Consider the following 19,438-nt stretch of genomic DNA (forward strand, 5'->3'; position numbering starts at 1 on the left):
GACCGAACCCATGCCTCAACTCCCTTCCTCCGAAGGGTTCCTGGAGCGTCTGCACGCCGGCGAACCCACCCTCATGCTCACCGTCCGCACCGGCCGGACCCTCGACGTCGTCCACATCGCCCGCTCCAGCGGACACCACAGCATCCTCGTCGACCTCGAGCACTCCACCATGTCGACCGACACCGCCGCCCAGCTGTGCACGGCCGCCGACAGCCTCGGACTCACGGCGCTCGTCCGGGTCCCCGAGCGCGAGTACGGAATGATCGGCCGCCTCCTCGACGGCGGCGCGCACGGGATCATCGCACCCCGCGTGGAGACGGTCGAGGAGGCGTGGGACGTCGCCCGCGCCTGCCGGTTCGCGCCCCGCGGTCAGCGTTCGCAGACCAACATGGTCCCCCAACTCGGCATGCGCCCCACGCCCGCACGGGACCTCAACCCCGCACTCGACGACACCACGATCGTCCAGATCCTTCTGGAGACACCGGCCGGTATCGCCAAGGCGGACGAGATCGCCGCTCTCGACGGCGTGGACATGCTCGCCCTCGGCGCCAACGACTTCACCGCCGAACTGGGCGTGCCGGGACAGTACGGCGACCCGCGCGTCTGCGACGCCGTGGAGACGCTGGCGGACGCCTGCCGCAAGCACGGAAAGCTCATGGTGCTCGGCGGCATCGGCGACCCCGCGCTCCTCGACACCCTCGTCCCCCTGGGCGTGAGCCCGCTGCGCATCACCGGCACCGACAGCGCCCTGCTCTTCGAGGCCGCCCACGCGCACGCCCAGCAGGCACTCGCCGCGTTCCCCCGACACTAAGGACCGACGATGACCGCAGACCTCCCCCAGCCGACCCCCATGCGCGCCGCCGAGAGCAACACCAGGCCCCGGTTCAAGGTGCCGCCCAACAGCTGCGACACCCACTTCCACGTCTTCGAGCCCGGGTATCCGACGGTCCCCGACCCGCTGTACGGATTCCCCGACGGCACGCTCCAGCAGTACCTGCGGATGACGGAATGGCTCGGCATCGAGCGCATGGTCCTCGTACAGCCCACGTACTACGGCACCGACAACAGCCTGCTCGTCGACGTCCTGAAGAAGGTCGGCCCGCGCTGCCGCGGTGTCGTCCGCATCGAAGAGGACGCCACCGACAGGGAGTTGGACGCGTACCACGAGCTGGGGGTGCGGGCGATCCGGCTCGACCTGTTCGCCCGGGCGTCCTGGCCGACCGCGGACATCATCGCGTACGTCCGCAGGATGGCCGACCGGGCGCGTCCGCGCGGCTGGCACCTGCAGTTCTACACGCCTGGGACGGTCGTACGGGATCTGCTGCCGTTCTTCGCCGACCTCGAGGACACCTTCGTCATCGATCACATGGGATACATGAAGGAGTCGGACGGGCTGACCCGCGCGGACTTCGACCGGCTGGTGCGGGTCCTGGACGGGGGCAGCTGCTACATCAAGCTCTCCGGTCCCTACCGCATCGCCAAGGACCAGCCGCTGTCCACCGTCGAGCCCCTCGGCCGGGCGCTCGTGGCCGCCCGCCCCGACCGTCTCGTGTGGGGCTCGGACTGGCCGCACCTGACCGACGGCCGGCGGGACACCGGCGAACTGCTCGACCTGCTCGCCGACTGGGCACCCGAGGAGGCCGACCGCAGGCAGATCCTGGTCGACTCTCCCGCCCGGCTGTTCTACGCCGACTGACCTCCGCTTCTCCCAGGCTGCCCCGCCGGTCGGACGACCCGCGGGGCATACACTTGTCGTGCGCCGCGTTTTACGTATAACCTCACCCGTCAATCGCCCGCGCACCCGCGCCCGCGACGGCGCACCCGCTTGCCCGCGCACCCGCACAGAGAGGCCCCGATGAGACGCATCGCCCTGGTCACCCTCGTCGTCGACGACTACGACGAGGCGGTCCGCTTCTACACCGAGGCCCTCGGATTCCGGCTGGTCGAGGACGAGGCGCGGCCGGACGGTTCCCGCTGGGTCGTCGTCGAGCCCGGGACGGACAGCACCGGCACGGGCACCGGGCTCCTGCTGGCCCGCGCCAAGGACGAGGCGCAGGGCGCCAGGGTCGGGGACCAGACCGGCGGACGCGTCGGGTTCTTCCTGCACACCGACGACTTCGCCCGCGACCACGCCCGGATGCTCGCCGCCGGTGTGACCTTCCTGGAGGAACCCCGGCACGAGAGCTACGGCTCCGTCGCCGTCTTCCAGGACCTGTACGGCAACCGCTGGGACCTGCTCCAGCCCGCGGCCTGATCCGCCCTCGCTCAGCGCCTGATCCGCCCGCTCCCCGCCCGACCCGAACCCGCTCACCGAACGACCGAGGAACGACCCCACATGTCTTCTACGCGCATAGACGCCGACGTCATCCGCCGCTTGCCCAAGGCCGTCCTGCACGACCACCTCGACGGCGGCCTGCGCCCCGCCACCGTGGTGGAGCTCGCGGCGGAGATCGGTCACACCCTGCCCACCACCGACCCGGACGAGCTGGCCGCCTGGTACTTCGAGGCCGCGAACTCGGGCGACCTAGTGCGCTACATCGCCACCTTCGAGCACACCCTCGCCGTGATGCAGACCCGTGAGGGCCTGCTGCGCACGGCCGAGGAGTACGTCCTCGACCTGGCGGCGGACGGTGTGGTCTATGCCGAGGTGCGCTACGCCCCCGAGCTGAACACCAAGGGCGGGCTCGCCCTCGCCGAGGTCGTCGAGACCGTCCAGGAGGGGCTCGCGGCGGGCATGGCCAAGGCGGCGGCCGCGGGCACCCCGGTGCGGGTCGGCACGCTGCTGTGCGGGATGCGGATGTTCGACCGGGTCGGAGAGGCGGCCGACCTGGCCGTGGCGTTCCGGGACGCGGGTGTCGTCGGCTTCGACATCGCCGGCGCCGAGGACGGCTTCCCGCCCGCCGACCACCTCGACGCCTTCGAGCGACTGCGCCGCGAGAGCGTGCCCTTCACCATCCATGCCGGTGAGGCGCACGGACTGCCCAGCATCCACCAGGCGCTCCAGGTCTGCGGCGCCCAGCGCATCGGGCACGGCGTCCGCATCACCGAGGACATCGTCGACGGCAAGCTCGGCCGGCTCGCCGGCTGGGTCCGCGACCGCCGGATCGCCCTGGAGATGTGCCCGACCTCCAACCTCCAGACCGGCGCCGCCACTTCCATCGCCGAGCACCCGATCACCGAGCTGAAGAACCTCGGCTTCCGGGTCACCCTCAACACCGACAACCGGCTGGTGTCCGGTACGACGATGACCCGGGAGATGTCGCTGCTGGTCGACGAGGCCGGCTGGACGGTCGAGGACCTGCGCGCGGTCACGGTGAACGCGGTCAAGAGCGCGTTCATCCCGTTCGACGAGCGCAGGTCCCTCATCGAGGACGTGGTCCTGCCGGGTTACTCGGCCTCGCTCTGAAGCATGCCCCGCAGATAGGCGGCCTGTCCGACGTGCTGGAGATCGTCGGACAGGACGCTGACCAGCCGCACCCCGAGGGTGACCGGCGGGTCCCAGCGCTCGTCCACGACGCGTCCGAGATCCTCGGCGGCCAGATCGCGCAGCACGGTGAGGGTCTGCGCGTGGACGGCGTCGTAGTAGCCGGTCAGCAGTCCGCCGTCGTCGACCCGCACCTTGGCGACCTTCGCGGCGCTGTGGCCGTAGCCGATGTCGTGCCGGGGCAGGTCGAGCGCGAACCGCTTCTCCCAGTCCTGGGTGAGCCAGACCTGGTCCAGCCCGAAGGCGTCGGCGACGTGGTCGTCCTGGACGCGGGCGAGATGCCAGACGAGCCATGAGATGGAGTTGGCGTCGGGCGTGGGACGGGTGTTGAGGAGGGCGGGGTCGAGCCCTTCGACCGCGTTGTGGACCTCTTCCTGGATGCGGCTGTAGGAGTCGATGAGGATGTCCTTTGCATGCATGCCCCCACCCTCGCAAATCCCGATCGCTCACGCGTCCGGAATCCAGCTCCCGTGGAAACCCAGCGGCACACGCCCCGGCAGGTGGATCCGCGCCAACGGTTCGCCGGTGAAGTCCTGCGCCGCGAGGATCACCAGGTCGGCGGCCCCGCGGTCCGGGTTGTGCGCGTACGCGATCGCGTAGCCGTCGTCCTCGGCCTTGGCGCCCCGGCGGGGCACGAACACGGCCTCGCCCGTGGCCGCGCCGCGCGGCAGCCGGTGGACCTGGGTCGTCCCGCGCAACAGGTCGTGCTTGATCAGGGCGTTGCTGAACGCGCTGTCCGGCGGCGGGTTGCCGTCCACGGCCAGGTACGCCGCCGTCATCTCGGCGGACGCCGCCGTGTACGCGTACCGGTGCCGGCGCGACACCAACTCCTCGCGGACGCGCGGGAATTCCTGTGGCCGGTCGTCGATCGTCCGGGTCCGCACCCGTCCGGCCGGCACGTCGATCGTCCAGCGCTCCAGTGACGCGGTGCCCGCGCCGTAGGGCCCGTCGGCGCCGCGTCCCGCGACGTAGAAGGGCGCCGGGTAGGTCGTCATGTCGACGACCACGGACGAACCCTCGTCGTAGGCGTTGAGCGTGTGCGAGTAGTACACCGGGTCCACTTCGAACCAGCGGACGGCGCCGCCCTTGCGCGGCAACAGGCCGACCCGCATCGGGTGTTGGTCGTTCCAGATGTACGGCACGATGTCGCCGCGTTCGGCCGCCGCCGGGTCGAAGGTGATGGGTACGTCGAAGATCACGACGTACTTCTCGGTGAGCGCGAAGTCGTGCATCATCGGCGCGTCCGCCACCGGGATCCGGGTGGTGCGTACGACCCGTCCGGTGTGGTCGATGACCTGGTGCCGGACGTGGTCCCAGGTCGGGTAGTAGGCGATCGCGTGCAGCTCCCCGGCCACCGCGTCGAACTTGGTGTGCGCGGTGAAGGCCCCCTCCAGCGTGCCCCGGAAGTCGTACGTACCCACGGTGTTGAGCTCGTGGTCGAGTTCGTACGGCAGCGGGCCGCTCTCCTGGAGCGCCAGGATCCGGCCCCGGTAGGGGATCACATGGGTGTTGGAGGGGAAGTCGTCCGGCGGTACCGGGCGCGGATAGGGCTCGCCCAGCTTCTTCGCGACCTGCGAGGAGCGGATCCACCGGTTGCGGTACCACTCGGCACGTCCGTCCCGCAGTCGCACGCCGTGCACCATGCCGTCGCCGAGCATCCAGTGGTGGGCCCGTGGGTCCTCCAGCCCCAGCACGTTGGGGCCGTTGCGCAGGTAGCGGCCGTCGAGATCGCGCGGGATGCGCCCGGTGACCGGCAGGTCGAAGGCGGTCAGCTCTTCCGTGACCGGCTTGAACGCGCCCTCCAGGAACGGGAAGTGGCGCGTCGTCACCTCCTGTTGAGGCTGCGGTTGCCGGGCAACTGCCGACGCCTGGAGGCTTCCCGTGCCGATGAGGCCGCCCGCAGCCGTGATCGCCGCCGCGCCGCGCAGTACGTTCCGTCGTGTGTGGTCGCTCATGTCCCGTACTCCTGATCGCAGTTGTCGTGAGGAACAGTCACGAGTCTGCGATCAGGAACGGGCCCGGTCAGGAGGCGTGAACACCCTCCGGGGGTGGTGCTAGACCCCCTGTTGCGGCCCGTCTGTTTCCAGCCCACCCGTTTCGAGCCTGCTCGTCTCCAGCAGGGTCATCAGCGCCCGGGCCGCCGGACTGGTCGCCTGGGGCGGGGGCAGCAGGGCCACGGTCTCGTAGACCGTCTCGCCGGTGCCCTTCACGGGCAGTGCGGTGAGCCGGTCCCGCTTGTGCCGGAAGTGCCGGGGCACGACGGCGACGCCGAGGTTCTCGTCCACCAGGTCCAGGAGGCTGTGCACGTCGTTCACCTCAAGCGCGACCGTGCGCCGCACGCCGGCGGCGGCGAAGGCCGTGTCGGTGGTGCGGCGCGGGCCCCAGTCCGGGTGGAAGTCGACGAACACCTCGCCGCCGAGGTCCTCCGGGGTGACGGCCGCGCCGTCCCGCGCCAGCCGGTGGGTCGGATGGCACAGCACCGTCATCGGCTCGGCGGTCAGCGCCACCGAGCGCAGCTGGTCGGTGTCCGCCTGCGTCCGGTAGGCGAAGGCGAGGTCGAGACGGCCGGCCGCGACCTCCTCCGCCAGCTCGCCCGAGCCGGCCTGCCGCAGCCTGATCTCGACGTCCGGGTGCCGGTGCCGGAACGCGGCGAGCAGTTCCGCCACGTGCACGCCCGCGATGCACTGCTCGGTGCCCAGCGCGAGCGTGCCCCGCAGCACCCCCTGCACGGCCGCGACCGCCTCGTGCGCCGACCGCACCTGGGCGAGGATCCGCTCCGCCTCGCCCAGCAGGGCCCGCCCGGCTTCCGTGAGCGTCACCCGGCGGGTGGTCCGTACGAACAGGGGCGTCTGAAGCTCCCGCTCCAGGGCCCGGATCGAGGCGGACAGGCCCGACTGGGACACCAGAAGGCGTTCGGCGGCCCGGGTGAAGTGCTGGTCCTCGGCGACCGCGACGAAATGCTGGAGATGGCGCAGTTCCATGATTGAGAAGCCTAGCCGCTGAGTTCCATCGGATTCTCCTGTTGGACCACTGCCCGCAGGTCGCGCGAGAGTGGGTACCCGGTTCCCCGGAACCGTCTTTTCGTGTGCCAACCCCTCTGGAGTCGCGTTGTACACCGCACACCCCGACCGCTACGCGGACATGCCCTACCGGCGCACCGGACGCAGCGGCCTGAAGCTCCCCGCGATCTCGCTCGGCCTGTGGCACAACTTCGGGCCCGACCGTCCCGTCGAGACCCAGCGGGCCATCCTGCGCCGCGCCTTCGACCTGGGCGTCACGCACTTCGACCTGGCCAACAACTACGGCCCGCCGCCCGGCGCCGCCGAGTCCGCCCTGGGCGAGGCGCTGACGGCGGACTTCGGCGGTCTCCGGGACGAGCTTGTGATCTCCACCAAGGCCGGCTATCTGATGTGGCCAGGACCGTACGGCGAGTGGGGCTCCCGCAAGTACGTGCTGTCCTCGCTCGACCAGAGCCTGAGCCGCATGGGCCTCGACTACGTCGACATCTTCTACTCGCACCGCCCCGACCCGGAGACTCCCCTGGAGGAGACGATGGGCGCCCTGCACACGGCGGTCCAGCAGGGCAAGGCGCTCTACGTCGGCCTCTCCAACTACTCGGCCGAGCAGACCCGCGAGGCCGCCCGCATCCTCGGCGAGCTGGGCACCCCGCTGCTGATCCACCAGCCGCGCTACTCGATGCTCGACCGCCGCCCCGAGGACGAGGGCCTGCTCGACGCCCTCGACGAGCTGAAGGTCGGCTCCATCGTGTTCTCCCCGCTGGAGCAGGGCCTGCTCAGCTCCCGCTACCTCGACGGCATCCCCGAGGGCTCCCGGGCGGCGAGCGACAGCCCGTTCCTGAACTCGGACGCGGTCACCGAGGACCTGGTCGGCCGGCTGCGCGCCCTCGACGACATCGCCAAGGGACGCGGCCAGACCCTCGCACAGCTGGCCCTGGCCTGGGTGCTGCGCGGCGGCCGGGTGACCTCCGCGCTGGTCGGCGCGAGCAGCCCGCAGCAGATCGAGGACAGCGTCGCGACCACCCGCAACCTGGACTTCGACGCCGACGAGCTGGCCCGCATCGACGCGATCGTCAAGCAGTAAGCCGCTCGCTGACCTCCCAGAGGCGGGCCGCCGCCACCGGGTCGACGGCGTAACCGAGGACGCCGGGTGTCTCCGCACCGGCCCGCCAGGCGTCCTCGTCCGCGGCGGCGACCAGCGGGCTGATGTCGCAGTTCTCGCAGTAGTCCCCGCCCAGCCCGTCGAGCTGAGGGCTGGTCGCGCACCAGACACTGGTGGCCGCGCCCTGCTCGATCGTCTTCAGCTGCCGGGCGGGGTCGCGGACCGGGCGGCCCTCCTCGTCCACGGCTCCGGCCGCGCGGATGACGTCGTCGGAGATGTGCTTGGCGAGCCCGGTGTCGATGATCGTGCCCGGGTGCACGGAGAAGGCCCGCACGCCCTCGGCCCGTCCGCGCCGGTCCAGCTCCACGGCGAAGAGCGCGTTGGCCGTCTTCGACTGGCCGTAGGCGACGAAGGGCTCGTAGGGCCGGTGCTCGAAGTCCAGGTCGTCGAAGTCGACGCCGGCGAAGCGGAAGCCCCGCGACGAGACCGAGACGACCCGCGCGCCGTGCGCCGCCACCAGGGCGGGCCACAGCCGGGCCACCAGCTGGAAGTGCCCCAGATGGTTCGTCGCGAACTGCACCTCGTACCCGCGTGCGTCCCGCGTCAACGGGGTCGCCATGATCCCGGCGCTGTTGACCAGGATGTGCAACGGCCGTCCGGACGCCAGGAACTTCTCCGCGAAGGCGTCGACCGACGCCGGGTCCAGCAGGTCCAGGTGCGCGACCTCGACGCCGGGCACGTCCTTGAGCGCGGCGGCGGCCCGCTCCGGATCCCGGGCGGGTACGACGACCTCGGCGCCCGCGTTGTGCAGGACCCGTGCCGTCTCAAGGCCGATGCCGGAGTAGCCGCCGGTGACGATCGCGACCTTGCCGGTCAGGTCGATCCCCTTGATCACCTCCTCGGCGGTGGACGCGGCACCGAAGCCGGAACCCAAGGGACGCTGTGCGGTGGTCATGTCTGGTCTCTCCTCGATGTGAGCCTTCCCGACCACCGTAGGACGCCGGATCCGCACGATGAATGCTTGAGGATCCGCATTACTTGCGTGATAGTTCGAGCATGTCCGCAGACCCGCTGTCCGACGCCCTCGCCGTCGCCGACGCCCGCAGTGTGCTCTCCGGCGGTTTCACGGCCGGCGGGGACTGGGCGATCAACCTGCGCGGCCGCGACCGGCTCAAGGTGAACGCCGTGGTGCGGGGCGAGTGCCGGCTGCTGCGCGAGGCGGGCGGCGAACCCGTGCGGCTCGCCGAGGGCGACGTCGTGGTCTCCGACGGCGCGAAGCCGTACGTCCTGTGCAGCCGGCCCGGCATCCGGCCGCTGGACTCCGCCGAGGTCACCGTCGACCCGGTCACCCGCATGGCCCGGCTCGGCGACGGTGAGGCGGACGTCGTCTGCGTGTCCGGGCACATCGACCTGAGCCGCGACCGTGGCGCCCTGCTGCGCCGCGCCCTGCCGGAACTCGTGCACGTACGGGCCGACATGGCCGAGGCCGGGGCGCTGCGGTGGCTGATCGGGCAGCTGGCCGAGGAGATGAGCACGCGCCGCGCCGGGGTCGAGTTCGCCTCGGACCACCTCTCGCAGCTGATGTTCGTCCAGGTGATGCGGGTCTGCCTGGCCGAGGCGGAGGGGCTGCCGCCCGGCTGGCTGCGGGCGCTGGCCGACGAGCGGCTCGCCCCGGCGCTGCGCCTGATGCACGAAGACCCGGCCCACCCTTGGCAGTTGGCGGAACTGGCCGGGGCGGCCGCGATGTCCCGCACCACGTTCGCCGTACGGTTCAAGGAGGCGGCCGGGGTGCCGCCCCTGACGTATCTGCTCAACTGGCGTATGAGCCTGGCCGCCCGGTCGCTGCGGCAGGACACCGCCCCCGTGGCGGAACTCGCCCGCACCGTGGGCTACACCTCCGAGAGCGCCTTCAGCAACGCCTTCAAGCGGACGGTCGGCGTGGGGCCGCGGCGGTACCGGGAGGAGGCGGCAGCGGTGCGGGAGGAGGCCGCGGCTAGGAGTTGAGCCGCTCTTCGAGGCGTACGGTCACCCGGTCGCCCTCCGCCTTGCCGATGGCCTTGCGCAGGTCGGCCTTCACGGGGAGTTTGTGCGTGCCGTCGCCCAGCGCCATGAACGAGCTGCGGAAGGGGTGCCCGTCGATCGTGCCGCGGACCTTGACCAGCCCGCGCGTGCCGAAGAACTCCACCGACCTCGGCCACACCAGATAGGTCCAGCCGCCGTCGTTCGGGCTCTTGCGCAGGACCGCGGTGAACTCCTCGGCCAGCTTCTCGGTCGTCGTCATGATCGTCTCCTCGCTCCCGGCGGCCGGGTACGCGGCCGTGTGCACTGCCATGTGCTCTGCCGTGTACTCAAGAGACCACCGGGAGCGGGAAAACTCATCGCGAACGCCGGCTCTCAGGCCCCGGCGGGCACCCGGTCCAGGAAACCGAGCACGGAACGGATCCGCCCGTCCGCGTCCAGCGTGATCACGTCGAAGCCCGCCACCGGCGCCGAGCCGTCGGCCTCGTTCACCAACTCCCAGGTGAACCGGGCGGTTTCATGGTGACCGTCCACCGGGCCGGCGAGCTTGAAGGAGAATCCGGGGAACTGCTCGTGCGCCCCCGCGATCACGGCAGCGATCTGTTCGTGCCCGCTGACGTCGACCAGCGGGTCCGTGTAGCCTCCGTCCGCGGCCCACGCGGTGGCGACCGCCTTCGCCAACTCCTCGGGTTCGCCCGCGTTCCAGGCCTCGAAGTAACGGGCGGCGGCAAGCTCGTAACGGTCGGTGTTCGCGGACATGGCGATCAGCCTCCATCGAGGTGGTCGTTGCTGGTCAGGACCCGTGGCCGCGCTCTCGGCGACCCGGTACGACCACCCTGCCCGGCCGTGCGCCGGACGTCGATTACCTCTCGGGTAATGACGGGACCCATCACATTTCGGCCAACTCGACCTGTGAATATGCCAGGAGAGTGGCCGGAAATCCATGGTGACAGTGTTTCGCAAGTGAACATACTCAACTGTAAGGAACTTCACATCGGGCGAAGAACCGATCACGCACAGCAGTTGGGTAAACCCAGAGCGACACCGCAGCACAGCACATGAGCCGCACCGAAAGCGAGGCCTGCCGGCAGGCGTAGGAAGCGACGGGGGAGCGAACGTGCATGACGAGTTCTTATGCCACGTGACGGCATACGGCACCTGCGCGGGCGAGCGCATCGGCGTACCCCTGGGCACCTACCGCGCCCCCACCCTGGCCCTCGCCCTGTGGTGGCTGCGGGACCGCGCGAACTGGATCGCCGACCGTCTGGACCCCCTGCCCGAAGCCGAGCACTTCCCGCCCAGCTCCCTCGTCCCGGTCGCCGACACCGTGCTCGACGTACCCGCCGTGCTGCGCGCCTGGTGCGGCGACGTCACCCAACAGGAGCTGGTGGCCAACGAGTTGGCCGCCGGACGGCTGGTGCGGATCGCCCTGTACGACGACACCACCGAGTACGAGCTGATGGCCGAGTCCATCGACGCCCTGCGGATGCAGCGGATGAGCCCCGGACTGTACGTCTCCGTCGGCTGACCGCGGCCCGATCCCCGCGCCGGGCGCACATGGGTACGAATCGGTAGAATTTCCCGCATGGCAGAGCGGGTGATCGCGCCGAGCGCGCCCGAACTCGTCCTGGAGACCGACACGGGCTCCACGGTGATGAGTCCGAGCCACGACTACCACGTCGGTCGCGACCCGATGTGCGACATCGTCATCGATGACGCCCGGGTCTCCTGGCACCACGCGGTGCTGCGCCCCGAGGCCGACCACTGGACCCTCGCGGACGAGAACAGCACGAACGGCACCTACGCGGACGGCCGCCGCGTCCACGAGTGGGGCGTCGGCGCCGGCAGCGTCATCCGCTTCGGCAACCCCGCCGACGGCCCCCGCGCCGTCCTGCTCGACCGCCCCGCGCCGGCCCCGGAACGCCCCTCGGCGGTCTCCATGCCGGGCCTCACCAGTACCTTCCGCCAGCCGACCACCGTACGGCCGCTGCCCGCCCGCACGGTCCGCATCGGCCGCGGCCCCGACAACGACCTGATCGTCGACGACCTCGTCGCCTCCCGCCGGCACGCCGAACTGCGCGCGCTGCCCGACGGCAGCTACGAGATCGTCGACCTGGGCAGCCACAACGGCACCTTCCTCAACGGCTCACCCGTCACCCGCGCCCCGCTCGGCCCCGGCGACATCGTCGGCATCGGCCACTCCGCGTTCTGCCTGGTGGGCGACGAGCTCCAGGAGTACGTCGACACCGGCGAGGTCTCCCTCGACGTCCAGGACCTCACGGTCGCCGTCGACCGGGGCCGCAAGACCCTGCTCGACCACGTGGCGTTCCCGGTGGGGGAGAAGTGCCTGCTCGCGGTCGTCGGCCCCAGCGGCGCCGGGAAGTCCACGCTCCTGGGCGCCCTCACCGGACAGCGCCCCGCCGACCACGGCACCGTCCTCTACGACGGCCGCGACCTCTACCGCGACTACGCGGAACTGCGCCAGCGCATCGGCCTCGTCCCCCAGGACGACATCCTGCACGCCCAGCTCACCGTCCGCAGCGCCCTGTCCTACGCGGCCGAACTGCGCTTCCCGCAGGACACCGCGAAGGCCGAGCGGCGGGCCAGGGTCGACGAGGTGATCCGCGAACTGGGCCTGGAGGAGCGCGCCGGACAGCACGTGCACAGCCTGTCCGGCGGGCAGCGCAAGCGGGTCAGCGTGGCCCTGGAACTGTTGACCAAGCCGTCCCTGCTGTTCCTGGACGAGCCGACCTCGGGCCTGGACCCCGGCATGGACCGCTCGGTGATGCACATGCTGCGCGGCCTCGCCGACGACGGTCGCACGGTCATCGTCGTCACCCACAGCGTCATGAGCCTCGACGTCTGCGACCGGCTCCTCGTCCTCGCCCCCGGCGGCAAGGTCGCCTACTACGGCCCGCCCGAGGACGCCCTCGCCTTCTTCGGCTTCGAGCAGTGGCCGGAGGCCTTCGAGGCCTTCGAACGGGACCGCGACCGCGACTGGGCGGGCGACTTCCATGTCTCGCCCTTCCACCGGCAGTACGTCGCCGACTCCTCCGCACAGCCCCGCGTGGACCGGTCGGGTCCTGTGGTGTTCACCCCGCCGCCCCGCCCGCGCAGTCGAAGTGCCCAGCTCCGCACCCTGATCCGCCGCTACACCGCCGCCCTCGCCGCCGACCGCACCTTCCTCGCCATCATGATCGCGCTGCCGTTCGTGATGGGCGCCATGGCCCGCGCCCTTGCGGGCAGCAAGCTGACGCAGGAGACCGCGATGAACGCGCTGCTCATCCTGTGCGTCGGCGGAGTCCTCACCGGCGCGGCCAACGCCGTGCGCGAGCTGGTCAAGGAACGCACCATCTACCAGCGCGAACGGGCCGTCGGTCTGTCCAGATCGGCGTACCTGCTCTCGAAAGTCGTCGTGCTCGGCACGATCACTGTGCTCCAGGCGGTCGTACTGACCCTGGTGGCGCTGCTCGGCGTCGACCTCAACGCGCCCGGTGGCGAAGGCGTGTTGATGCCACCCCTTGTCGAAATCACGGTCGCCGTGGCCCTGTTGGCGTTCACCGCCATGATGCTCGGCCTGCTGGTCTCGGCGCTGGTGCGCAAGGAGGAGGTGACGATGCCGCTGCTCGTGCTGCTCGCCATCGTCCAAGTCGTCTTCTGTGGCGCCCTGTTGAAGCTGGACGGTGTGCCGGGCCTGGAACAGCTGTCCTGGCTGGTGCCCTCCCGCTGGGCGCTCGGCGCGATGGCCGGGACCGTCGGACTGTCCCGGATCGTGCCGGGCGAGCTGACCGGCGACCCGCTGTTCCGGCACTCGACCGGGGTGTGGCTGCTCAACATCGGCATGCTGATCGTCCTGTCGGCGGTCTTCGGCTGGGCGGTCTCCCGGCTGCTGCGCCGGCACGAACCCGCCGTGATGCGGAAGTAGGGGTGGCCGCCCGATGACGACCCCCGGCTTCCGGCCCACCCACGTCGTCCCCCAGCACGGCATGCCCGCCTGGGAGGCCCCCGGCCCGGCCCGCCCCACCATGCCCCTCGACCCGCTGCTGCCGGTCCAGCTCGTCGAACGGCGCGGCGACTGGGGCCACGTGCAGTGCGCCAATGGCTGGTCGGCCTGGGTCGACGGCCGTCACCTGGTCGCCGTACCGCAGGACCCGCCCACCACCGGCGATCCCCAAGCCCGCACGGCCGACCCGCGCCCGCTCATCGCCCGCGCCGAACAGGCGCTGGCCCACTACCGGGGTGCGGTCGAGGAGTTGGCCGGCGGCGGCCTCGACGGCGAGACGTTCCGCGTCCGCACGCGGGGGCTGCGGATCGGGATCGTCGTCGACGGCGAGTCGGTGTGGCTCTACGACACCGACCACGGCCGCTGGGTCTACGGCGACGGAACGCGCCTGAGCACCTACGCGACGGACGACGGACCCCGCGCCGCGGCACCGGATCCCGGCCACGCCCCCACCCAGGTCGTGAGCCCCGATGGCCCGTGACACGAGCCTCTTCTCGGGCCGCCCCTCCGAGCTGATCGGCCGGCAGGTCGCCGGCTACCGCATCGAGCGCGAGATCGGCCGGGGTGGCATGGCCGTCGTCTACCGGGCCCGCGACCTGCGCCTGGACCGCGCGGTCGCGCTCAAGCTGCTCGCCCCGGAACTCGCCCGCAACGACACCTTCCGGCTCCGTTTCACCCACGAGTCCCGGGCCGCCGCGGCCATCGACCACCCGCACATCGTGCCGGTCTTCGAGGCGGGCGAGACGGACGGCGTCCTGTACATCGCCATGCGCTACGTCGAAGGCAGCGACCTGCGTCATCTCCTGGACCGCCAGGGCCCGTTGGCGCCGCCCGCCGCCCTGCGCATCGCCGCGCAGGTGGCCTCCGCGCTGGACGCGGCGCACGACCACGGCCTGGTCCACCGGGACGTGAAACCCGGCAACATCCTGGTCGCCCGCGGCACCGACAGCGACCACCCCGAGCACGTCTACCTCACCGACTTCGGCCTGACCAAGAAGTCCCTGTCGCTGACCGGCTTCACCTCGGTCGGCCAGTTCGTCGGCACCCTCGACTACGTGGCCCCCGAGCAGATCTCCGGCCGCCCCGTCGACGGCCGCTGCGACGTCTACGGCCTGGCCTGCGTCGTCTACGAGTCCCTGGCGGGCCGCCCGCCCTTCTGCCGCGACGACGACATGGCCCTCCTGTGGGCCCACCAGTACGACGAACCGCCCCCGCTGACCGAATCCCGCCCCGACCTCTCCGCACCGGTCGACGCGGTGTTCGCCAAGGCCCTTGCCAAGTCCCCCGACGACCGCCACGACTCCTGCCTCGCCTTCATCACCGCCCTGCGCTCCGCCACGAACGGCGAACCTCCGGACGCCCACCCACCGACCGAGGTGGACCTGCGCGTGGTGGCCCCGGGGGAGGACCGCCCCGCACCACCGCCACGCTGGGCGGCACCGGTCTTCGGCGGCCGCCGCTAACGCCCGGCCCGCGCACCGCGCCGCCGCACGGGCTTCGCCAGGAGCGCGCCCAGGAAGCCCGCCACCAGTCCCCACGCCAGGGCGAGGCCCAGCGCGGACCACACCTTGGGCTTGAGGAACAGGTCCCCGGAGAGGCCGCCGCCCAGGTCGCCGATGCCTGGGACCGAGAGCCCGTAGTGGGCGGAGATCCGGCCGACCAGGCAGATCATCAGGACCGTCAGCGCCAGGGCGACGGCCATGTGCAGGGCGTGCTGCCAGACGCGGACCCGTGCCGGGGAGCGGGCGGCCATCACGAACGCCGCGGCCAGCAGCAGGACCGCGTCGACGGCCACCAGCCACCACACGTTGCCGTCGTGCTCGGCGAGGGTGCGCACGTTGAGCGTGGAGACGTCCGGGGTGCGCAGCACCTCGTCCAGGACGCGGGGCATGGGCAGGCCGAACGGTCCTTCCACGCGGCCGCTCCAGGTGACGCCGAGGCCGAGCGTGAAGGCGAGCCAGACCAGGTTGGGCAGACCGAGCAGGAGCACGGCGAGCGTCTCGGGAGCGTGCCCCTTCGTCGCCGCGGTGACGAGCGCGACGAGGGCGCCCAGAGCGACGTACGCGAGAAGCAGCACGACCATGGCGTACGCGGCCGGGCGCACCGATTCCTGGAAGCGCAGCAATCGCCCCGGCAGCGGTGCCCCGCGCGAGACCAGCAGGGCCAGCGCCAGCACGCCCGCCAGCCACAGCAGGCCGAAGAACAGGGTCTGCGGCACGTCCGTCGTGAAGCCGACCTCGGGTGACGCGTCCAGGAGGTCGCCGAGATCGCCGAGTGTGCTGTCACCGACCGAGAGCTTGAAGGTCTGGCGGGCGCCGAAGGCCAGGCCGAGCAGCGCGAGCAGCCACAGCACCGCGAGCCTGACGGCCCAGCCGACCAGCTCCGGTGCCCCGGCGACCGCCCGGTGCCGCAGCGGCCGTAGAAAGCCCGCGGCGAGGACGAGAGCGCCGGCGAGGGTGACGGAGAGCGGGATGACCGTCAGGCCCGCCTTGGTGTCGGCGAGCTCGCCTGCGTTCCCGGAGAGCTCGATCGTGCCGCCGACCGCCGTGACCACCGTCGCCGCGACCACCCGCGGGAAGGCGCCGTCCGGAAGATCCGACGCCCCGGCCGCCCACAGCCCCAGCGCCGCGACGACTCCCATCACAACGATCGGGGCCAGTACCGCGGCCAGTGCCTGGAGCCAGCCGTGGCGGGCGAATGCCTGGTGGGAGGGGGTTCGGAGGCTCACTCTCGCCACGCTAGACAGCCCCGGCGCGGCCCGCCCGCCGGGAGGGCCGTCCGCGTCGGCTTGCGAGCGACACCGAACCGGAGCACACAATGGGCACAAGGCATGACATTGCGGCCCACTCGGGGCGAGCCGCAGGAACCGCGTCGGGAAGAAGACCTCGTGAGCGTCGAACCGCCGTCATCCGGCCGCCCCACGGGCCCGCCCTCAGGACCCCTGTCGGGCCCCTCCCAGCCGCCCTCGGGCCCGCCCTCCCAGCCACCCGGCAGCAGCGGCGGCACACCCTCGCCGGAACCCCATCACCCCTGGTGGAAGTCCGCGCCCCGGGTCGCGATCATCGCCACCGTCGCGGTGGCCGCCGTGGTGCTCGGCCTCGTGTTCAGCCGCTCCGACAGCGGCTCGAACAGCGCCTCGGGCAGCGGAGGCGAGGTCTTCCTCCAGGCCGCGGCCAAGACGGGCCCCGATCCGTTCACGGAGTCGACGGCCAAGGACAGCTCGGCCGCACCCGTCTCCGCCAGTCCGGCCACCGAATCGGCGCCGGCCAACGCGGTACGCGGGGTCGACGGCGGCGCCGCAGGACTCTACGGCGGCAGCCTCAACGTCTCCGCCTGCGACGTGGAGAAGCAGATCAAGTCCCTCCAGGCGAACCCGTCGAAGAACCGGGCCTTCGCCTCGGTCGAGGGCATCCAGCCCGCAGAGGTCCCGACCTACCTGCGCTCGCTGACGCCCGTACAACTGCGCATGGACACCCGCGTCACCAACCACGGCTACCGCAACGGCGCCGTCACGAGCTACCAGGCCGTCCTCCAGACCGGTACCGCCGTCCTCGTCGACAGCCACGGCGTGCCCCGGGTCCGCTGCGCCTGCGGCAACCCGCTCACCCCGCCCGTCGCCCAGCAGACCGCACCGAAGCCGACGGGCGACTCCTGGACCTCGTACCGCTCCTCGAACGTCGTCGTGGTCACCCCCGCGCCGCAGATCATCAACATCTTCGTGATCTACGACCCCCACCACGACCAGTGGATCGCCCGGCACCGCGGCGACACGGGCCACAAGGACGAGCACACCAAGCCGCCGGTGGACCACCCCTCCCCGTCGGTCAGCGTGTCCACACCGACCACGCCCTCGTCGCCGTCGTCCGACTCCCCGTCGCCGTCCCCGTGCGTCTCCTCGCCCACCGCGAGCCCCGGCACCCCGACCCCTTCGGGCAGCCCGTGCCCGCCGACGTCGACGGCCCCGTCCTCGCAGACGCCGTCCTCCGAACCGCCCACCAGCGAGCCGGAGTCGCCGGGTTCCTCAGGGTCCTCGGCCTCTGAACAGCCCTTCGCCCCGGACACGGCCTCCACGACGGCCGCGAACTCCTCCGCGCCGGGGCACGCGTCGACGTACAGTGCTCCGGGGTCGTCCGCCACCACACCGGCGTTCTGAGACGAACGGGACACACCGGGACTGCGCGGCGCGACTCGGGGTACGAGCACTGGTGCAAGAGCGTCCGGCCAGTCCGGCTTCCGAGAGAGAAACGCATGACCGAGCACGTGGGCGGGGCAGTGGTACCGACGGGGTTCGACGTGCCCGTGGAACCGCTGCGGCGCGCCGCGCACTACACGGGTGAACCGGGATGCATCGCCGAGGCGCGGTCCTTCGCCGCGCTCTTCGTAGAGCAACTGCGGACCGAGTGGTGCGCCATGATCGAGGACCGCGTCCGGGACGAGCTGCTGCTCGTCGTGAGCGAACTGGTCACCAACGCCGACCGGCACAGCAACGGGCCGTACATCCTGGAGCTGGAGGGCACCGACACGGCGGTGACCGTGTGCGTCTGCGACAGCAGCGCCGCGCTCCCGCACCGGTTCCCGCGGGACCCGCAGCGCATCGGCCGGCACGGCCTGGAGATTGTCCACGCGCTGGCGGCCCGGATCAGCGTCGAGCGGGTGCCGGTCGGCAAGCGTGTGAGCGCGGTGCTGCCGTTGAACGGCGAGTGAGCCGACCGCTGGTGCTGTTGCGGAGCAGATGATGCGTGGCGGATGACAGAGCGACCGTCCCGCCGCCCGGTCGGCGGCTGAGACGGTCGCTGTGTGCGTCCTGTCCGTGCGTGTGGTGCGTCAGGCGTAGTCGAGTTCGCCCAGCATGCCCTCGCGCAGTCGCGTGATGATCCGCTTGATCAGACGCGACACATGCATCTGCGAGCAGCCGAGCCGTTCGCCGATCTCCGCCTGGGTGGCTTCCTCCACGAACCGCATGTGGATGATCTGCCGGTCGCGCTCGCCCAGTTCGGCCATGAGCGGGGCGAGCGACTGGCAGTCCTCGACGAGTCGCAGCCCCTCCTCCTCCACGCCGATGAAGTCGGCGAGGACGGACTCGCCGCCCTCCGCCCCGTCGCCGGTGAGCGCGGCGTCCAGGGACGAGGAGTTGTAGCCGTTCGAGGCGATCTGGCCCTCGATGACCTGACTCTCGGAGATGTTCATGAGCGTCGCGAGTTCGGCGACCGAGGGCTCCCGGTCCAGCCTGCTGGCGAGCTCCTCGCGGGCCTTGGCCAGCTCGACGCGCAACTCCTGGAGCCGGCGCGGTACGTGCACCGCCCAGGTCGTGTCACGGAAGAACCGCTTGATCTCGCCGACGATGTAGGGGAGCGCGAACGACGTGAACTCGACCTCCCTGGACAGCTCGAACCGGTCGATCGCCTTGATCAGGCCGATCATCCCGGTCTGGACGATGTCCTCCATGTCGTCCCCGCGCCCCCGGAACCGCCCGGCGGCGAAGCGGACCAACGACATGTTCATCTCGATCAGCGTGTTGCGCGCGTACTGGAACTCCTGTGTGCCCTCTTCCAGTTCGCTGAGCCGCTGGAAGAACTGGCGGGACAGCTCGCGCGCGTCGCGCGGGGCGACGGCCCGCGGCTCGGCGATTCCCGGCAGCGGTGCGCCACTCGTGCTGGTCCCGGCGGTCCTCTCCCTGACCTGTGCCTTTGACCGGTTCACGGCGGTGTCCATTACCTCTCCCACGAAAGTCTCGGCCCGGCGGCGGTCCGCCGGCCTCGGTTCCTTCGCAGAGCGGGTACCCCGGGTTTGGGATCCCATGCCCAACAACCTTC

At 71.4% G+C, this 19,438-nt stretch carries 20 protein-coding genes; 12 read left to right on the forward strand and 8 right to left on the reverse strand.

What is annotated here, in order from left to right; all coding sequences use genetic code 11:
* Positions 1–10: 10 nt before the first annotated feature.
* The 4 genes from ACIP6U_RS29155 to ACIP6U_RS29170 all read left to right on the forward strand — a co-directional run bounded on the left by ACIP6U_RS29155 (position 11) and on the right by ACIP6U_RS29170 (position 3,406).
* Positions 11–811: an HpcH/HpaI aldolase/citrate lyase family protein gene (locus ACIP6U_RS29155; protein WP_401723640.1), complete on the forward strand. Its 801-nt coding sequence runs from the start codon at positions 11–13 to the stop codon at positions 809–811.
* A 9-nt stretch (positions 812–820) separates the two neighbouring features.
* On the forward strand, positions 821–1,696 hold the full coding sequence (locus tag ACIP6U_RS29160; protein WP_401723642.1) for an amidohydrolase family protein: 876 nt from the start codon (positions 821–823) through the stop codon (positions 1,694–1,696).
* 159 nt (positions 1,697–1,855) lie between these two features.
* Positions 1,856–2,254, forward strand: a complete 399-nt coding sequence (locus ACIP6U_RS29165) for a VOC family protein (RefSeq protein WP_401723645.1) — start codon at positions 1,856–1,858, stop codon at positions 2,252–2,254.
* Positions 2,255–2,335: 81 nt separating this feature from the next.
* Entirely contained in the window at positions 2,336–3,406 is a 1,071-nt protein-coding gene (locus ACIP6U_RS29170; protein ID WP_401723647.1) for an adenosine deaminase, read from the forward strand.
* Here the strand turns inward: ACIP6U_RS29170 and ACIP6U_RS29175 are convergent.
* The 3 genes from ACIP6U_RS29175 to ACIP6U_RS29185 all read right to left on the reverse strand — a co-directional run bounded on the left by ACIP6U_RS29175 (position 3,388) and on the right by ACIP6U_RS29185 (position 6,465).
* Entirely contained in the window at positions 3,388–3,903 is a 516-nt protein-coding gene (locus ACIP6U_RS29175) for a DUF664 domain-containing protein (RefSeq protein ID WP_401723650.1), read from the reverse strand. The genes ACIP6U_RS29170 and ACIP6U_RS29175 overlap by 19 nt on opposite strands.
* Before the next feature lie 27 nt (positions 3,904–3,930).
* The gene (locus ACIP6U_RS29180) at positions 3,931–5,439 is read right to left on the reverse strand and encodes a carotenoid oxygenase family protein (protein ID WP_401723652.1); all 1,509 of its coding nucleotides are present in this window, start codon (positions 5,437–5,439) and stop codon (positions 3,931–3,933) included.
* Positions 5,440–5,538: 99 nt separating this feature from the next.
* Positions 5,539–6,465, reverse strand: a complete 927-nt coding sequence (locus ACIP6U_RS29185; protein WP_401723655.1) for a LysR substrate-binding domain-containing protein — start codon at positions 6,463–6,465, stop codon at positions 5,539–5,541.
* A gap of 127 nt (positions 6,466–6,592) precedes the next feature.
* On the opposite strand from ACIP6U_RS29185, the gene ACIP6U_RS29190 reads away from it, so the two are divergent.
* Entirely contained in the window at positions 6,593–7,585 is a 993-nt protein-coding gene (locus ACIP6U_RS29190; protein WP_401723658.1) for an aldo/keto reductase, read from the forward strand.
* Here ACIP6U_RS29190 and ACIP6U_RS29195 read toward each other — a convergent pair.
* A complete protein-coding gene (locus ACIP6U_RS29195) occupies positions 7,575–8,558 on the reverse strand; it encodes an oxidoreductase (RefSeq protein WP_401723661.1) in 984 nt (327 codons plus the stop codon). The genes ACIP6U_RS29190 and ACIP6U_RS29195 overlap by 11 nt on opposite strands.
* 101 nt (positions 8,559–8,659) lie before the next feature.
* On the opposite strand from ACIP6U_RS29195, the gene ACIP6U_RS29200 reads away from it, so the two are divergent.
* Positions 8,660–9,607, forward strand: a complete 948-nt coding sequence (locus ACIP6U_RS29200; protein WP_401723663.1) for an AraC family transcriptional regulator — start codon at positions 8,660–8,662, stop codon at positions 9,605–9,607.
* Here ACIP6U_RS29200 and ACIP6U_RS29205 read toward each other — a convergent pair.
* Positions 9,597–9,884, reverse strand: a complete 288-nt coding sequence (locus ACIP6U_RS29205; protein ID WP_401723904.1) for a DUF1905 domain-containing protein — start codon at positions 9,882–9,884, stop codon at positions 9,597–9,599. The genes ACIP6U_RS29200 and ACIP6U_RS29205 overlap by 11 nt on opposite strands.
* A gap of 113 nt (positions 9,885–9,997) precedes the next feature.
* Positions 9,998–10,381 (reverse strand): nuclear transport factor 2 family protein, encoded by a 384-nt coding sequence (locus tag ACIP6U_RS29210; protein ID WP_401723666.1) that lies wholly within the window; start codon positions 10,379–10,381, stop codon positions 9,998–10,000.
* A 358-nt stretch (positions 10,382–10,739) separates the two neighbouring features.
* Here ACIP6U_RS29210 and ACIP6U_RS29215 point away from each other — a divergent pair, with 358 nt between their 5' ends.
* The 4 genes from ACIP6U_RS29215 to ACIP6U_RS29230 are packed head-to-tail and all read left to right on the forward strand — an operon-like array spanning position 10,740 to position 15,088.
* Complete coding sequence (locus ACIP6U_RS29215) at positions 10,740–11,150, forward strand: hypothetical protein (RefSeq protein ID WP_401723667.1); 411 nt, start codon at positions 10,740–10,742, stop codon at positions 11,148–11,150.
* A gap of 57 nt (positions 11,151–11,207) precedes the next feature.
* A complete protein-coding gene (locus ACIP6U_RS29220; protein WP_401723670.1) occupies positions 11,208–13,547 on the forward strand; it encodes an FHA domain-containing protein in 2,340 nt (779 codons plus the stop codon).
* A gap of 13 nt (positions 13,548–13,560) precedes the next feature.
* Positions 13,561–14,106 (forward strand): hypothetical protein, encoded by a 546-nt coding sequence (locus tag ACIP6U_RS29225; protein ID WP_401723672.1) that lies wholly within the window; start codon positions 13,561–13,563, stop codon positions 14,104–14,106.
* On the forward strand, positions 14,096–15,088 hold the full coding sequence (locus ACIP6U_RS29230; protein ID WP_401723673.1) for a serine/threonine-protein kinase: 993 nt from the start codon (positions 14,096–14,098) through the stop codon (positions 15,086–15,088). Before ACIP6U_RS29225 ends, ACIP6U_RS29230 begins: the two co-directional genes overlap by 11 nt.
* Here the strand turns inward: ACIP6U_RS29230 and ACIP6U_RS29235 are convergent.
* Positions 15,085–16,353 carry a streptophobe family protein gene (locus ACIP6U_RS29235; RefSeq protein ID WP_401723676.1) on the reverse strand — a complete coding sequence of 423 codons (1,269 nt, stop codon included), beginning with the start codon at positions 16,351–16,353 and terminating at the stop codon, positions 15,085–15,087. The genes ACIP6U_RS29230 and ACIP6U_RS29235 overlap by 4 nt on opposite strands.
* Before the next feature lie 159 nt (positions 16,354–16,512).
* Between ACIP6U_RS29235 and ACIP6U_RS29240 the strand changes: the two genes are divergently transcribed.
* Together ACIP6U_RS29240 and ACIP6U_RS29245 are read left to right on the forward strand one after the other, a co-directional pair.
* Positions 16,513–17,778 carry a DUF6777 domain-containing protein gene (locus ACIP6U_RS29240; protein WP_401723678.1) on the forward strand — a complete coding sequence of 422 codons (1,266 nt, stop codon included), beginning with the start codon at positions 16,513–16,515 and terminating at the stop codon, positions 17,776–17,778.
* A gap of 95 nt (positions 17,779–17,873) precedes the next feature.
* A complete protein-coding gene (locus ACIP6U_RS29245; protein WP_401723681.1) occupies positions 17,874–18,329 on the forward strand; it encodes an ATP-binding protein in 456 nt (151 codons plus the stop codon).
* A gap of 120 nt (positions 18,330–18,449) precedes the next feature.
* Here ACIP6U_RS29245 and ACIP6U_RS29250 read toward each other — a convergent pair whose 3' ends face one another.
* Positions 18,450–19,337, reverse strand: a complete 888-nt coding sequence (locus ACIP6U_RS29250; RefSeq protein WP_401723683.1) for an RNA polymerase sigma factor SigF — start codon at positions 19,335–19,337, stop codon at positions 18,450–18,452.
* Between the last annotated feature and the right edge of the window lie 101 nt (positions 19,338–19,438).

Source organism: Streptomyces sp. NPDC088794 (genome assembly GCF_044750545.1).
Lineage (GTDB): Bacteria > Actinomycetota > Actinomycetes > Streptomycetales > Streptomycetaceae > Streptomyces.

What these genes read in the sequence shown, in the direction of transcription:
- ACIP6U_RS29155 (WP_401723640.1), top strand. Translation starts at nt 11, where the DNA reads ATGCCTCAACTCCCTTCCTCCGAAGGGTTCCTGGAGCGTCTGCACGCC.
- ACIP6U_RS29160 (WP_401723642.1), top strand. Translation starts at nt 821, where the DNA reads ATGACCGCAGACCTCCCCCAGCCGACCCCCATGCGCGCCGCCGAGAGC.
- ACIP6U_RS29165 (WP_401723645.1), top strand. Translation starts at nt 1,856, where the DNA reads ATGAGACGCATCGCCCTGGTCACCCTCGTCGTCGACGACTACGACGAG.
- ACIP6U_RS29170 (WP_401723647.1), top strand. Translation starts at nt 2,336, where the DNA reads ATGTCTTCTACGCGCATAGACGCCGACGTCATCCGCCGCTTGCCCAAG.
- ACIP6U_RS29175 (WP_401723650.1), bottom strand. Translation starts at nt 3,903, where the DNA reads ATGCATGCAAAGGACATCCTCATCGACTCCTACAGCCGCATCCAGGAA.
- ACIP6U_RS29180 (WP_401723652.1), bottom strand. Translation starts at nt 5,439, where the DNA reads ATGAGCGACCACACACGACGGAACGTACTGCGCGGCGCGGCGGCGATC.
- ACIP6U_RS29185 (WP_401723655.1), bottom strand. Translation starts at nt 6,465, where the DNA reads ATGGAACTGCGCCATCTCCAGCATTTCGTCGCGGTCGCCGAGGACCAG.
- ACIP6U_RS29195 (WP_401723661.1), bottom strand. Translation starts at nt 8,558, where the DNA reads ATGACCACCGCACAGCGTCCCTTGGGTTCCGGCTTCGGTGCCGCGTCC.
- ACIP6U_RS29200 (WP_401723663.1), top strand. Translation starts at nt 8,660, where the DNA reads ATGTCCGCAGACCCGCTGTCCGACGCCCTCGCCGTCGCCGACGCCCGC.
- ACIP6U_RS29205 (WP_401723904.1), bottom strand. Translation starts at nt 9,884, where the DNA reads ATGACGACGACCGAGAAGCTGGCCGAGGAGTTCACCGCGGTCCTGCGC.
- ACIP6U_RS29210 (WP_401723666.1), bottom strand. Translation starts at nt 10,381, where the DNA reads ATGTCCGCGAACACCGACCGTTACGAGCTTGCCGCCGCCCGTTACTTC.
- ACIP6U_RS29220 (WP_401723670.1), top strand. Translation starts at nt 11,208, where the DNA reads ATGGCAGAGCGGGTGATCGCGCCGAGCGCGCCCGAACTCGTCCTGGAG.
- ACIP6U_RS29225 (WP_401723672.1), top strand. Translation starts at nt 13,561, where the DNA reads ATGACGACCCCCGGCTTCCGGCCCACCCACGTCGTCCCCCAGCACGGC.
- ACIP6U_RS29230 (WP_401723673.1), top strand. Translation starts at nt 14,096, where the DNA reads ATGGCCCGTGACACGAGCCTCTTCTCGGGCCGCCCCTCCGAGCTGATC.
- ACIP6U_RS29245 (WP_401723681.1), top strand. Translation starts at nt 17,874, where the DNA reads ATGACCGAGCACGTGGGCGGGGCAGTGGTACCGACGGGGTTCGACGTG.
- ACIP6U_RS29250 (WP_401723683.1), bottom strand. Translation starts at nt 19,337, where the DNA reads ATGGACACCGCCGTGAACCGGTCAAAGGCACAGGTCAGGGAGAGGACC.